The 15,383-nt window shown below is 68.3% G+C and carries 4 protein-coding genes and 1 pseudogene; 1 reads left to right on the top strand and 4 read right to left on the bottom strand.

Going from position 1 to position 15,383, the window contains the following annotated elements; genetic code table 11:
- Positions 1-3: 3 nt before the first annotated feature.
- Together ACGFI9_RS14405 and ACGFI9_RS14400 are read right to left on the bottom strand one after the other, a co-directional pair.
- Positions 4-6,519: an RHS repeat-associated core domain-containing protein gene (locus tag ACGFI9_RS14405; RefSeq protein WP_393178415.1), complete on the bottom strand. Its 6,516-nt coding sequence runs from the start codon at positions 6,517-6,519 to the stop codon at positions 4-6.
- 66 nt (positions 6,520-6,585) lie between these two features.
- Entirely contained in the window at positions 6,586-6,933 is a 348-nt protein-coding gene (locus ACGFI9_RS14400) for a hypothetical protein (RefSeq protein ID WP_393178414.1), read from the bottom strand.
- Positions 6,934-7,397: 464 nt separating this feature from the next.
- On the opposite strand from ACGFI9_RS14400, the pseudogene ACGFI9_RS14395 reads away from it, so the two are divergent.
- Positions 7,398-7,787, top strand: a pseudogene (locus ACGFI9_RS14395) (hypothetical protein); the annotation flags it as partial.
- Between the two features lie 103 nt (positions 7,788-7,890).
- On the opposite strand, the gene ACGFI9_RS14390 reads toward ACGFI9_RS14395, so the two are convergent.
- Positions 7,891-8,280: a DUF6896 domain-containing protein gene (locus ACGFI9_RS14390; protein WP_393178413.1), complete on the bottom strand. Its 390-nt coding sequence runs from the start codon at positions 8,278-8,280 to the stop codon at positions 7,891-7,893.
- A gap of 2 nt (positions 8,281-8,282) precedes the next feature.
- Positions 8,283-15,230, bottom strand: a complete 6,948-nt coding sequence (locus ACGFI9_RS14385; RefSeq protein ID WP_393178412.1) for a polymorphic toxin-type HINT domain-containing protein — start codon at positions 15,228-15,230, stop codon at positions 8,283-8,285.
- Between the last annotated feature and the right edge of the window lie 153 nt (positions 15,231-15,383).

The raw sequence follows: 15,383 nt of genomic DNA, 5'->3' as shown, positions 1-15,383 counted from the left end.
TGATCAACTCCTCGGGGCACGCATGTAGTCACCGTCAGCCGTGTATCCAGCATCCCTGAGCATCCTCAGTTCCCGAGCGAACACCGTTTCACGCGCCTTCGTGGCGTCCCAGAGGTTGCTCGTGGTTTGTGGCGAGGCCAGGTAAACGTCCTGCTTGTTGTCGATCACCGCCTGGACCCAGGCGTCGTTCTTCTTGATTGTCCAGTCCGGGATGTTCAACACGTCGTGCCCCGGCCAGCCCCGCGCGACGGCGGTGTCCTCAAGACGTCCGATGACGGCGATGTTGCCGGGTGACGGCGTCCCGGGACCGAGATTGACGACCGCCTCCTCCGCGGTGGCGCCCTCGCGGGCCGCCAGCCGCTGCATGAAGCCCAACCCGGTTGCCGAGCCGGTGACGAGCCGGCCGTAGGCGGCGAAGGCCAGCTCGCCTTCGGCCATCGCGGGAAGACATTCGAGGACCACCAGGGCGCACCCGATGACAGCGATCATCCCGGCGGCCAGGGTGAGTTCCTCCAGAACCGTCCGCTTGGGTCGGAGCGGGTTGTGCAGGTCGCACTGGAAGGAGTCTCCGCCCATGATGCTGGCGCAGAGGAAGACCCAGTTGTCGCCGTTCTGGCCCGCCCATTCGAGCATCTCCCGCCAGGTGAACTGAGCCGAACCGCCGTAGCCACGAATGACGAGCTCGTTCTTGAACTTCTTGGCGTCGGGGACCGGCGAGCCGAGGACGTCGTTGATCGTCGGCGGCTTCTTGTGCTCGTACGGGTCCTCGGTCTTGCTGCACCCGTTGCAGCCGTCGTTGTGCCCCTCGGTGTAGTGATAGTTGCCGTTGACGTCCTCGTAGTCGGCTCCTGGGGCGCAGCGGTCGTCGGAGCAGGACTTGAGCCCGGTCGGGTCCGAGAAGGTGATCGGGTTGTTGTTGCTGTAGGCGTAGGCGTTCCACTGCTGGGGGTCGGCCGCGTCCTGCACCGGGTCGACGGAGATGAACCGGCCGAGTTGCGCGTCGTACTCCCGGGCCCCGATGTGGGTCAGCCCGTAGCTGTCGATGTCACCACCGACGAAACCCTTCTTGTTGACCCACGCCGGCTGCGTGCCACGCGGCACGCCGTACGGGGTCTGCCGCCGCACGGTGACCGTCTGCCGGAGCGCGTCGACCGCGACGCTCTGGGTGCCCTGGTGGTCGTCGAAGAGCCAGCTCAGGCCACTTCCGTTGCGCGAGGCGACGACACCGCCGCCGAACCCGTAGTAGCGGGTGCCCGAGGTGAGGCCGCCCTCCAGCCGCACCTCCTGCTCGGGCAGGTAGAGGGTGCTGCCGGTGGCGTCCCGGTGGATCAACCGGGTGCCGTCGGCGTCGTAGACGTTGCTGCCGGCCGTGCTGCCGTTGCCCGAGACCGAGACCAGCCGCCCCTCCGCGTCCCAGCTCAGCGACTGGGAGTTGGCGTCCGGCGGGCAGGCGTTGGCCGCCGTACCTGCGGGCCGGCAGGTGGTGTTGCCCGCCTTGTCGTAGCCGTAGCGGGTGGTCACCGGGCTCTTGCCCGGCTCGGCGACCGTCACCGAGGTGAGCGCGTGGGGACGGGCCACTCCCTTGCCCGGGTCCGGTACCGCGTAGGTGCGGGTGGTATCGCCGGCGAGGGCGTGCGAGATCTCCTTCGTCCGGTTGCCGATGTCGTCGACGGTCCAGTCGTGCCAGTACGGCGCCGGCCCGCCCAGGTTCGCCACCGTCGGGTCGGTGTCGCAGGTGACCCCGGCCTTGGGCGTCCAGGCCGAGGTGAGGCGGCGCAGCCCGTCGTACCGGAAGCACTGGGCGTCGGCCTGGCCCACGGCGGGGGCGTCGGTGATCGAGGTGATGTTGCCGGTGTCGTCGTAGCCGTAGCTGACGTCCGCGACGGTGCCGGCGGCGGTCTCCGGCTGCACCCGGCTGTGGGTCATCCGTCGGGTGGTGAGGTCATAGTCGAACGCCTGCTCGACGTAGACCCCGCCGTCGATCTTGCGGGTGTTGATGCTCGGCTCGCCGTACGCGGTGTACTGCTGGCCGATCACATACCGACCGACGTTGATCAGGTTGGTGTTCAGCGCCGTCGGCAGGCCGGTCACCGGGTCGAAGTCCGTACTGACCGTCTCGGTGGTGAGGTTGCCGGCGGCCGGGTAGGTGATCGACGACGGCGAGCCGTCGTACGGGGAGTAGCCGTAGCCGTAGCCCCAGGTGCCGGCGAGGCCGGTGCCCTCCACCGCCGGGATCACGTACTGGACGCCGGTCGGCTGGTAGCGGGTGTTGAAGCCGGTCGGCCGGACGGTGTAGGCGTTGGCCGAGCCCGGCGGGTCGTACCGGGTGCTCTGGGTGAGCTGCCCGCGCAGGGTCTGCCCGGTGTACAGCCGGTCGTACTTCCACTCGGCGCGCTTGGTCGAGGCCGACTTGCTGCCGTCGTACAGCCCGATCTTGCGGCCGGACTTGTCGTAGTCGTACACCAACACCTTGCCGTTGGCATCGGTGACCTGGTCGATGTCGCCGTAGTCGTTGTACTTCGTGGTGGTCAGGCCCTTGTCCGGGTCGTTCACCGAGTCCTGGCGTCCCTGGACGTCATAGGTGTACGTCCACTCATCGCCCTTGGTGTCCCGGACGGTGACCAGCTGCCCCTTGCGGTTGTAGACGTAGCTGGTCGAGTGCACCGGCGAGACGTGCTGGCGCAGCTCCACCGTCCGACCGTGCGCGTCGGTGACCGTGGTCGTGGGCGCGTTGGTGGCCGGCGGGGTCACCTTCGTCGAGTCACCGAAGTACTCGGTCGTGGTCCGCCACTTCTCCACCAGGTTGGTCACGCCGTCGGTGCCGTAGAAGATCGAGGCGGTGGCCCGCCCGGTGTCGTCGTACACCGTCTTGGTGAGCGCCGGCACCGACCACTCCGGCTCCCACCAGAGGCCGCCCGCCGCGGTGCCCGGCTCGACGTGCGGCGCGTAGCTGGTCACCGCCCGGCCGGCCTTGTCGTAGAGGGTGTCGGTGATCACCCGGCCGCCGCCGACCGCCGCGCTCTGCGTCTGGCGGGGACGGAACAGAGCGTCCTGGATCTGGTACGAGACCAGGTAGCCGCCGCCCGCGTGCAGGGTCTTCGTCATCGTGTACGGGTACGCGTCCCGGTTCGGCGCGATGGCGTAGGTGTACTCCAGCGACGGGCTGGTCGGGTGGTCGGCCTTCAGCCAGCCCACCTGCCACACCCGGGCCAGCCGGCCGAACGGGTCGTACTCCCGCTCGCTGACGCGGCCGTTGGGGTCGGTGCTCTTCGTAGGCGCGCCCCGGTACGGCTCGGTCTCCACCGTCGAGGACCAGGCGGTGCCGCCGTTCGGGTCCGGGACCGTGGTGGTCACCTTGAGCAGCGGACCGCCGGTGGCCGGCGTGTACGCCGTGGTGGTGATGTTGCCCCGGATGTCGGTGGCGGTCAGCTGCCGTCCGAACGCGTCGAAGGTGCCGGTGCTGACCACCTGCCACGTGGTGCCGGCGGCCTGGCTCCAGTCCTTCAGCTTCTCCTTCCGGGTGATGGCACCCATGGTGGGCGCCGTGTCGACGCTGGTGGCGCCGTCGTAGTAGAGGCGCTCGTCGGACACGATGTCGTCGGTGGTCTGCGGCGCGCTGCCGCACGCGAGGGCGGTGACGGTGGTCTGCTTGACCAACGTCGTCAGGTTCGCACCGGTGTTGCGGTTGTAGCTGTAGGTGGTGCACTGCTCGTCGCCGGGCGTGGCCAGGTCGCCGTCGTCCTGCGACTTGGATGTGGTGCCGTACGTGTCGTCGAACCACGACTGGGTCCGGGTCACCCGCCAGCCGGAGGCGCCGTTCACCCCGAGGGCTGTGCCGGTGTACGTGGCCCCGGTGTTGGTGAACCGGGCGGTGACCGTGTCGCCGTTGATCGTTCGGGTGGCCAGCGCCGGCGACATCCACGGCACGTTGACGGTCTTGGAGACCGGCCTGGTGATGTCGCCGTTGTACGTCACCTGTTCGCGGACCATGCCGGCGAACTGGTCCTCGTCCTTGACGGTCTCGCCGCCGAGGGAGGCCGGCACGGTGACGTCAAGGGTGCCGCCCGAAGTGGATGCCTTGTCGCCGTGCATGCCACGCAGGTACGTGGTGCGGGTCAGGGTCTGGCTGGGCGCGTCACCGACCCGGGTCTCCACGGTCGCGTAGCCTCGGAACTGGTTCCAGGTCTTGCGCTTGGGCTTGATCAGGCCGTTGTCGTCGGCGTAGTGCCAGGCCGCACCGCCCAGGTAGGTGTAGTAGGTGTTCTTGACGGGCTGGCCGTGGTCGGTGCCGCCGACCATCACCATCAGGTCGGACTCGGAGACCTGGGTGACCACGTACTTGTGCCACCATTCGGTGATGTCCGGGCCTTGGGGGTCGTACGGGTCGGGCCCGACCACCGGGTAACAGCGCTTCGTATTGCCGTAGGTGGTGGCTGGCAGGCTGCTCGAGGTGCAGTCGGGCAGGCTGTAGGTCACCTGGATCTTGGCGCCGGTCTCGGTGATGATGTTGCCGATCCGCATGCGGTTGTTGGTGGTGTTGTTCTTGGTCAACACCCGGTTGGGCAGGGACACCGGCTCGAAGGTCACCGGGGGCATGGTGATCGTGCTGCCGACGTGCCCGGCGTGCACCACCGAGGTGAGGAACATGCCGGCGTAGTCACTGCCGTCGCCGACCGCCGGCCAGGCGTGATCCAGCGTCCAGGAATCCACCGGCTGCCAGGCCGGGGTGGGCTTGGTGGTGTCCCAGACCTGGCTGGTGACCTTCGTCAGCCGCTTGGTGGACCAGTAGGTGGGGGCGTAGTTGGTGCCACAGTTCGCCGCGGTGGCGGTGCACTCCTGGTCCCAGGGGACGTCCTTCCAGTGCGCGGCGTCGTGGATCGAGCAGTCGGCGGCGCACCGGTCGGCGACGGTGAACAGCACTTGCGCGGTCGGCGTGACCGATCGGTCGGTGGAACCCCGGTCCCAGGTGCCGTAGTCGATCCGCTTCAGGGTGCCGCCCCGCACGTAGGAGGCCTTGTCGGTCGAGGTGTAGTTCCGCGCGTAGTAGTTGCTCTCCGGGGTGTACCAGTACGACATGGTGTTGCCGCGTGGGTCCACCACGTAGTCCAGGTTCCAGCGCCACGCCTGGCTGCAGAACGAGGCTGTGAAGCTGGTGTTGTAGCAGGGCTCGCCGGAGTGGTTGCCGGAAACAGGGGTGGTCCACGTCGAGCTGGTTGTCTCGGTCTCTCCGGGGAGGTTGTGCAGCCCGAAGAAGTACTGCATCCCGTCGTTGGTGGTGACCTTCCAGTACTCACCGTTGTTGTCGCCGTTGCCGGCGCCGGTGAGCTTCTCGATCTTCGAGCCGTCCTCGCTGCGCCCGTGCCAGCCCTTGCCCGACTCGTAGACCAGCTCGGTGCCCCGGCCGTTGAGCGACATGGTGGCGTTGTCCGACCGCCAGCACTGGTCGCCGGTCTTCAGGGTGTTGTTCGCGCCGTTGCCCATGTCGTCGGCGCAGGGCATGTAGCTGCGCTCGATGTAGCCGGGCCAGTACTCGAAGCCCTCACCGATCCAGGAGGGCTGGTTGTTCGACGCGTCCGACTTCCCGTCCACCCCGCTGCTGGAGTACCCGAGCGTGATGGAAGGCTGGGGGCCCGCGATCGCCGGCGGGAACTGCAACGGGTAGGACCACGAGAGGTCACCGGTCGAGCCGCCGGCCGACCAGGTGGAGGACGGCGACAGCGGGGTGGCGGAAAAATCGCCCTCGTCGCCGGACGCACTCGCCGCGAGCGCAACGAGCGTCGAGGCCGTGGTCAAGGAAGCGCTACGGGCTCCGCTGTCCGCCGAGGACAGCGGCACCTCGGCGCTGACCGCGCCGCCGTCGTTGCGCGAGTCCAGCGGCGTGGCCGAACAGCCCGCCTTCCCCGGGCTGGTCAGGGCGCACTCGGGCACCTGCCACAGCTTGAGGCGGGAGGACCAGTTGCCGCCGTACGCGTTCTTGAAGCTGCGGTAGTCCACCGAGACAGTCGCCGCACCCGGCCCGGTCGCCGCCGTCGTCGTTCCGGCCGCCTCAGGCGCGACCCGCAGCAGCACCCCGTCACGCCAGAACTCCGGCACCGCCGCGCGGTCCAGCACCTCGACCGTCACCGCCCGGGTACGCGCGCCGGCCGCGCCCGCGGCCCGGCTCACCGACACCGGCAGGTTGCCCGCCTTTGTCGCCGGCGCCGCCGCCCGCCGCTGGCCGGTCGCCGCCACAGGCAACGTCACCGATGCCTTGCCCGGCGCCGGCCACACCGGTGCCGCCAGCTCCGCGCTGCGGACGTCCTTGGTCGGCCACCCCCGGCCCTTCGCCGGCGCGCCGTCGGAGTCGAGCTTCTCCTGCTGCGCCGCCAGATGCGGCTTCGGCTTCGCCGCCGCCTGGGCCGGCACGGTCAGGACCGAACCAACCAGCGCCCCGGTCAGCAGCGCGGCGACTGCGGTACGGGTGCGGCTTGCGGGATCTCGGAGGGACTTGAGGGGGTTGATGAAGAGGACAGGCTTCACCCATGTCTCCTGACTTATGGTCGAACCAGAGGAATCGGGATCAATCCGGTGCGCCGGCGCACCGTGTCAGTCGGTCGGCGTGACGTCCGCCAGGGACTGCTTCTCGGAGAACTGCTCGACGTCGACGTCGGTCAGTGCGCCCTGATAGAGGTTGAGGTTCGAAATGTCGCCGTGCCACGGGTCGACGATTTGTATGGCCCCCGCTGACGAGCGTCGCCAGCCACGTCGAAGTGGAGTGTCCGCAGCGCCGAACTCGCGGCGGCCTGCGCGCTCTTCACCGCGAACACGTGCGTGAATCCCCGTCCGCGTCGCCGCAGCACCAGATCCGTCTCGGGCGGCGCCTCCGGATAGCTCGCCGAATTGCCCTCGACCGTCGGCTTCGGCAACCCACCCGACCACGACAGCGTCAACCATCTGCCCTGCCGAACCAGGGTCACCGCCGGACCTTTACCACCGGCCGAAACCGCACGTCCGCCACCGAGGTCGCGTCCGGCGCAACCGCCGGCTCGGGAGGGCAGAAAAGGGCGCCGCCGCCTCGACGGACGGCGGCGCCACCAGAAGGGAACTCACCACCAGAGCCGCAGCACCTGCGGCGGTGACCCGGGAACGCCTCAGAAAGAAGGCAGGCAGCATCGAACGGCCAGGCGCCATCTCAACCCCCGTGATTGAAAGATGTAAACCAGTCGCGCGAACTCTAAAGCCCCAGGTTCACACCTGTCTATCCCCCTCGCATCGAGTGAGGAAGCGGCCGGACAGCCCCCTCCGGCCAGGAACGCCACCCCGAAACGGCACGCACAAAGGTCATCCTTGCCTGGCCGCCCGCACCTTGGATCAAAAGTCCCGCCAGCAGTCAAGAGCACGAGCTGGTGCGGACAGGCCTGCTGCCGCAGCGCGGCTTCGGCGGGCGCAACCGCGCACCCGGCCGCGACTTCGAGCCGGAGCCGCTGGTCGCCGTGCTCGGGTCGGCGGGGAACACCGCGACCGACCAGATCATGGCCGGTCAGGCCCTGCATCGGGTGCTGCTGACCGCCACCGACGCGGGGCTGGTCGTGTCGATGATCTCCCAGCCGATCGAGGTGTCCGGGGCCCGGGAGGCGCTGCGGCTGTCGCTGGGCCGGTTCGGCACGCCGCAGATGGTCATGCGGATCGGATACGGCCAGCCGGGCGCCGCCACCCCGCAGCGGCCGGTGGACCAGGTACTCGACCTGCCCGTCCCCGCGGGCGTGAACGATGTCGGAGCGACGGAGGTGGCGTCACCGCCACTGTGATGGCCCCACCCTGGCCCGTCGTGCGGCAGGAGAGGTGCCTTGAAGCACCCCTCCTGCACGCACTCAAACTCGAAAAACGGCGAGACTTGTCTTGAAATCTGCTTCAGATTGCGTAGGTAACGTCGTCGACCTTACGTATCAGACCCTCCGCCCCGCACCTGTCGCAAATTTCGGAGATAGTCGAGATCGAGGGCAACTCGTCAACGAGTTCCGACAGGTACATTCGAATGTCATACACATTGAAGCAGTCGAGTTGATCGCAGCTGTCGATATGCACTTGGGCACCATCCGCCCCGACCACGGTGAAGCCGACGCCGTGGACGGCGTAAGCAACCCCCTGGCCTAAAGATCCCTCTCGAGGAATCTCGCCACGAATCACCCGCTGGACGAGTTCAGCAGCCGACGCCGTTGCAAAAACGTCGTGGACGAGCCTTCTTGCATCCACGAAAGCATGCACGGCCGCTCGAATCGCCGACTCTTCGCTGGCACTCACCCCTACCGCCGCTTCATCTTGTACGGATTCAGCTTGTTACCCATGTACCCTTCGGCGGTACGTAGGACATCATTCATGTCGGCATAACCACGGAATCCTCCGTTGTTCAACTGCTCGGTGACATCGTTGATTCGCACCTTCTTGACGCCGGCCCACCTCGCCGCCGCGAGGCGGTGGTGGCCGTCAAGGACGTACGTGGTTCCCTCGTGCCGCACCACCGAGATGGGGCTACGTTCCCAGTCGAATGTTCCGTCGATCATGTCGTTGCCGTACTGGGCGACCTTCTTCGAGGACGAGTCCCCGCGAATGCCATGAGTCGGCGTCAACTCACTCGGACTGACCCAGTCACAGTTGTGCACCAACACCTGCGCTTGGCCAACAACCACATAGTAGGTGTGGATGTCGGCCACTGTCAGGTCGTGCATGACCTTGCGCCCGGCGTACGACCGCACAGCCTCGACCGTCACCCGACTACCGTCAAGCGCTCGCAACTCCTCGCCGACGCGAAGATCAGCGGCGTATATCCACTCGTCGCGATCCTCGCTCCAGAAAGGGTGGTGCTGGGTGGTCTCGACCATCGATTCGTCGCCATCCTCAGCGACCACAACCAGGTCGGTCGGATCTTCGTCGTTGTTAATGTGCGTTCTGGTTACGGCGCGTGCCTCGGTCGTGCCGCTTTCCGGATCAGTGGCGAGAACTTCATCGCCGACCTGCAGCGTCTCGATTGGCTTCTGTTCTCCGCTCGCCATTTCGATCTTGGTGCCTGGTGCGAAGCTGTGCCTCTGGACCATGCACTTTTCGGCTTGTTCGAGGACGTCGTCGGCCCACTTGACGTCGTCGGACCACTTCATCAACGCCTTGGCGGCCCTGCCGAGCGTCTTGGCGATCGGCTTGACCTTCTTGGCCAGCTGCAGCGCCTTGCCCCACGGCAGCATGCCGACGAGGGTCCAGGCGCAGGCCATCAGGTCGCCGTGGATGCAGTCGAGGATGTCGTTGATGCCGAAGAAGTCGAGGAGAAGCTGCCCGCCGGCCTTGATGATGATCGAGATGGCGTTCTGCTTCTTGACCTCCTTGGCGCGCTTGATGTCCTCGTCGCTCGGGCCGCCCTTGCCGCCCTTGCCGCCGCCGTTGCCGCCGTTACCGCCACCGGCTTCGTGGGCGGCGCGGGCCTCGGCCCAGTCGTCGTCGCCGCACTTGCCGTTGCAGCCGTCGTTGTCGCCCTCGACCTCGACGTAGTTGCCGTTGAGGTCCTCGTAGTCGGCACCCGGGGCGCAGGCGTCGTCGGAGCAGGACTTCAGACCGGTCGGGTCGGCGAAGCTGATCGGGCTGTTGTTGCTGTAGGCGTAGGCGTTCCACTGCTGCGGGTCGGACAGGTCCTGCACCGGGTCGACCGAGATGAACCGGCCGAGCCCAGGGTCGTACTCCCGGGCCCCGATGTGGGTCAGGCCGGTCGGGTCCTTGTCGCCGCCGACGAAGCCCTTCTGGTTGCTCCACTGCGGCTGGCTGCCGCGCGGGTCGCCGTACGGGGTCTGCCGCCGGACGCTCACCTGCTGGCTGTTCGCGTCCACGCCGACCTGCTGCGTGCCCTGGTGGTCGGAGTAGAGCCAGGTCAGCGTGGTCGGGTTACGGGTGGCGACGGTCTTGCCGGCGAAGCTGTAGTAGCGGGTGCCGGTCAGGACGGAGGTGTTGTCCCGCCGGATCTCCTGGCCCGGCAGGTAGAGGGTGGTGCCGGTGGCGTCCCGCCGGACCAGGCGGGTGCCGTCGGCGTCGTAGATGTTGGTCTCGACGTTCTGGCCGCCGGCGGTGACGGTGGCGAGCTTGCCCTCGCTGTTCCAGGTGAGGGCCTGCGAGTTGCTGCCGGTGCCGCAGTCGTTGGCCGCGGCCCCCGTCGGCCGGCAGGTCATGTTGCCGGTGTTGTCGTAGGCGTACTTGGTGGTGACGGCCGACTGGCCCGGCGCCTGGGTGGCGACGGAGGTGACGGCGTGCGGGCGGACCACGTCCTTGCCGCTGGTGGGTGCGGAGTAGGTACGGACCGTGTCGCCGAGGCTGGTGTGGACCGTCTCCGTCTTGCGGTTGCCGACGTCGTCGATGGTCCACTCGTGCCAGTAGGGCGCCGGGCCGCCGAGGTTGGCGACCGACGGGGCGGTGGCGCAGTCGACCCCGGCCTTGGGCGTCCAGGCGCTGGTCAGCCGGCGCAGCGCGTCGTAGCCGAAGCACTGGGTGTCGGCCGTGCCCACCTGCGGGGCGTCCTTGATCGAGGTGATGTTGCCGATGTCCTGGTACTGGTACGTGGTGTCCTGCACCGTGCCGGCGGCCGTCTCCGGCTGGACCTTGTACTGGTTGACCCGCCGGGTGGTCAGGTCGTAGTACGTGGCGTCCTCGACGTAGACCCCGCCATTGATCTTCCGGGTGGTGATCGTCGGCTCGCCGAACGCGGTGTAGAGCTGGCCGATGACGTACGACCCGACGTTGATCAGGTTGGTGTCGAGCCCGGTCGGCAGCCCGGTGGTCGCGTCGTACTTCGTGGTGACCGTCTCGGTGGTGAGACCACCACCGGCCGGGTAGGTGAGACTGGTCGGAGCACCGGTGTACGGCGAGTAGCCGAAGCCGTAGCCGTACGTGCCGGAGAGGCCGCTGCCCTCGACGGTCGGAATGACGTACTGGACGCCGGTGGGCTGGTAGCGGGTGTTGAATCCGGTGACCCGGTTCGTGTAGGCGTACGTGGTGCCGGAGGTCGCCTCGTAGCGGGTGCTCTGGGTGAGCTGACCGCGCACGGTCTGCCCGGTGTAGAGCTTGTCGTACTTCCACTCCGCCCGCTTGTTGGCGGCGGTGATGGAGCCCTCGTAGAGGCCGATCCGGCGGCCGATTGAGTCGTACTCGTTGAGCAGGACCTTGCCGTTGGCGTCGGTGGTCTTGGTGGGCTCGTCGTAGTCGTTGTACTCGGTGGTGGTCAGGCCCTTGTCCGGGTCCTTGGCGGTGACCTGCCGGCCCTTGACGTCGTAGCCGTTGACCCACTCGTTCCCGAGCGAGTCGGTCACCTTCTCCAGCTGCCCCTTCTTGTTGAAGGCGTAGGTCGTGGAGAGGTCGGGCTTGACCTGCGTGGGGTCGATCCGCTGGAGCAGTTCCACCACGCGGCCCTGGGCGTCGGTCCTGGTGGTGGTCACCGTGCCACCCGCCGGCGGCGTGACCTTGCTCGAGTCACCGAGGTACTGGGTGGTGGTGCGCCACTTCTCGACCAGGTTGGTGACCCCGTCGGTGCCGAAGTAGATCTGGTCGGTGGCCCGGGACGCGTTGTCGTAGACCGTCTTCGTCAACGCCGGCACGGACCACTCCGGCTCCCACCAGAGGCCGCCGACCGGCGTGCCCGGCTCGGCGTGCGCCTGGTAGCTGGTCTCCGCGCGGCCGGCCTTGTCGTACAGGGTGTCCGTGATGACCCGGCCACCGCCGACCGCCGCCGACTGCGTCTGGCGCGGCCGGAGGAAGGCGTCGAAGATCTGGTACGAGGTCAGGTAGCCCCCACCGGCGTGCAACGCGGTGGTCTTGATGTACGGGTAGGCGTCCCGGTTCGGGGCGAACGAGTAGGTGTGCTCGACCGACGGGCTGGTCGGGTGGTCCGCCTTGGTCCACCCGGCGTCCCAGCCGCGGGCGAGCCGGCCCGACGGGTCGTACTCGGTCTCGGTGACCCGGCCGTTGTAGTCGGTGGTCCGGGTCGGCGATCCCCAGTACGGCAGCTGTTCGATGGTGGTGGTCCACGGCGTGGTGCCGCCGTTGGGGTCGGGTGAGCTGGTGGTCACCTTGGTGACCGGTCCCCCGGAGGCCGGGGTGTAGGTGGTGGTGACGGTGTTGCCGCGGGTGTCCGTGGCGGTCGCCGGGCGGCCGAAGCTGTCGAAGGTGGCCTGGCTGGTGGTCTGCCACACCGTCCCGCCGGACGCGGACCAGTCCTTCAGCTTGTCGACCCGGGTCACCGCACCGTAGGTCGGCGCGGTGTCGACGCTGGTCGCGCCGTCGTAGAACTTCTGCTCGTCGGCGAGGACGTCGTCGGTGCTCGCCGGCGTCACACCGCACTTCAGCGCGACAGCGGTGGTCCGCTTGACCAGCTGGGTGAGGTTCTTGCCGGTGTTCCGGTTGTACGAGTAGGTGTAGCACTTCTCGTCGCCGGGCTTGCTGAGATCCCCGTTGTCCTGCGCGGAGACGGTGGTGCCGTAGGTGTCGTCGAAGGTCGACTCGCTGCTGGTCACCCGCCAGCCGGACGCGCCGTTGACGCCGAGCGCGGTACCGGTGTAGGTGACCCGGGTGTTGGTCCAGCGGGCGGTGACCGTGTCGCCGTTGACGGTGCGGCTGGCCAGCGGTGCCGACATCCACGGCACGTTCACCGTCTTGGAGACCGGCTTGGTGTCGTCGCCGTTGTAGACGACCTGCTCCCGGACCATGCCGGCGAACTGGTCCTCGTCGTACACCGTTTCACTACCCAGCGACGCGCTCACCGTGACGGTCCGCGTGCCACCCGAGGTGCTGGCCTTGTCGCCGTGCATGCCGCGCAGGAAGGTCGTCCGGGTCAGCGTCTGGGACGGCGCGTCTCCCTTGCGGACCTCGACCTGGGCGTAGCCGCGGAACTGGTTCCACGTCTTGCGGCGCGGCTTGATCAGCCCGTTGTCGTCGGCGTAGTGCCAGGCAGCCCCACCAAGGTAGGTGTAGAAGGTGTTCTGCACCGGCTGGCCGTGGTCGGTGCCGTTCACCACGACCATCAGGTCGGACTCGGAGACCTGGGTGACCACGTACTTGTGCCACCACTCGGTGATCTCCGGCCCGTCGTAGTCGTACGGGTCAGGGGTGATCACCGGGTAGCAGCGGCGGGTGTTGCCGTAGGTGGTCGACGGCAGGCTGCTGGAGGTGCAGTCCGGCAAGCTGTAGGTGACCTGGATCTTCGCACCGGTCTCGGTGATGATGTTGCCCATCCGCATGCGGTTGTTGGTGGTGTTGTTCTTCGTCAACACCCGGTTGGGCAGGGACACCGGTTCGAAGGTGACGGGCGGCATGGTGTCGGTGCCGCCGACCAGGCCGGCCCGTACGAGCGAAGTCAGCCACATGCCGGCGTGGTCGCTTCCGTCACCGACCGCCGGCCAGGTGTGGTTGAGCGTCCAGGACTCCACCGGCTGCCACGCGGGAGTGGTCTTGGTGGTGTCCCACACCTGGGTGGTGATCTTCGACAGCCGCTTGGTCGACCAGAACGTGGGCGCGTAGTTCTCCCCGCAGTTCGCCGCGGTGGCGGTGCACTCCTGGTCCCAGGGGACGTCCTTCCAGTGCGCCGCGTCGTGGATCGAGCAGTCCGCGGCGCACCGGTCCGCGACGGTGAACAGCACCTGCGCGGTCGGGCTCACCGAACGGTCGGTCGAGCCCCGGTCCCAGGTGCCGTAGTCGATCCGCTTCAGTGTGCCGCCACGGTCGTACCGGGCCTTGGTGGTGGAGGTGGCGTTGCGGGCGTAGTAATTGGTCTCCGGGGTGTACCAGTACGACATGGTGTTGCCGCGCGGGTCCACCACGTAGTCGAGGTTCCAGCGCCACGCCTGGTCGCAGAAGGACGACGCGAAGCTCGTGTTGTAGCAGGGCTCGCCGGACTGGTTGCCGGACACCGGCACGGTCCAGGTGGAGTCGGTGACGGCACTCTGGCCGGGCAGGCTGTGCAGGCCGAAGAAGTACTGCGTGCCGTCGGTCGTGGTGACCTTCCAGTACTCACCGTTGTTGTCGCCGTTGCCGGCACCGGTGAGCTTCTCGATCTTCGAGCCGTCCTCGCTGCGCCCGTGCCAGCCCTTGCCCGACTCGTACACCAGTTCCGTGCCGCGACCGTTGAGCGACATGGTGGCGTTGTCCGACCGCCAGCACTGGTCACCGGTCCGGTTCGTGCTGTTGTTGCCGCCGGTCATGTCATCCGAGCAGCCGACGTAGCTGCGCTCGATGTAACCGGGCCAGAAGTCGAAACCCTCACCGATCCACGACGGCTGGCTGTTCGACGCGTCCGACTGACCGTCCACCGCGTCCGAGGAGTAGGAGAGGCCGAGGCTCGGCGCCGGGCCACCGATGGACGGCGGCACCCGCATCGGGTACGACCACGAGAAGCCACCCGTGGAGGTGCCGGCCGACCAGGTCGAGCTGACCGACAGCGGGGTGGCCCCGAAGTCGCCTTCCGTGCCGGACGCGCCGGCGGCGAGGGCGACCAGGGTGGAGGAGGTGGCGGTGGTCCGGGCGCCCGAGTCCGCCGTCGGCAGGGGCACCTCGGCGCTGACCGCGCCGCCGTCGTTGCTGGACTTCAGCGGGGTGGCCGCGCAGCCGGCCCGGCCCGGTGTGGTCAGGGCGCACTCCGGCACCTGCCACAGCTTGAGGCGGGAGGACCAGTTGCCGCCGTACGCGTTCTTGAAGCTGCGGTAGTCCACCGAGACGGTGGCCGCGCCCGGCCCGGTCGCCTTCGTCGTCGTCTCGGCGGCCTCGGGCGCCACCCGCAGCAGCAGCCCGTCACGCCACTGCTGCGGCACCACGGCCCGGTCCAGCACCTCGACCGTCACCGCCCGGGTACGCGCCCCCGCCGCGCCGGCCGCCCGGCTCACCGACACCGGCAGGCTCCCGGCCTTCACCACCGGCGCCGCCGCCCGCCGCTGACCCGTCGCCGCCGCCGGCAACGTCACCGGCGCCTTGCCCGGCTTCGGCCATACCGGCGCCGCCAACTCGGCGCTGCGGACCTCCTTCGTCGGCCACGCCCGGCCCTTCGCCGGCGCACCGTCGGAGTCGAGCCTCTCCTGCTGCGCCGCCAGATGCGGCTTCGGCTTCGCCGCCGCCTGGGCCGGCACGGTCAGCATCGAGCCGACCAGCGTTCCGGTCAGCAGCGCCGCGACGGCCGCACGGGCGCGACCTGTCGGATTACGGAAAGCCCCGAGGGGTTTCCAGAGGGAGCGTTTCACACGTGTCTCCATCTGTTGGGAATGGGGGAAGAGGGGTCTTGGGTCAGTGGGTGCGCCAGCCGACCTGGTCCGGGCAGGCCGAGGCACAGCCGGATGGCTCAGCTCGAGACGTCGGCGTTCTGTCTCACGGGCGGGGTGGTCGGGCAGCCGATG

Origin of the sequence: Micromonospora sp. NPDC048930, from assembly GCF_043197935.1 — a bacterium.
Lineage (GTDB): Bacteria > Actinomycetota > Actinomycetes > Mycobacteriales > Micromonosporaceae > Micromonospora.
This window is presented reverse-complemented; position numbering and strand designations above follow the sequence as displayed.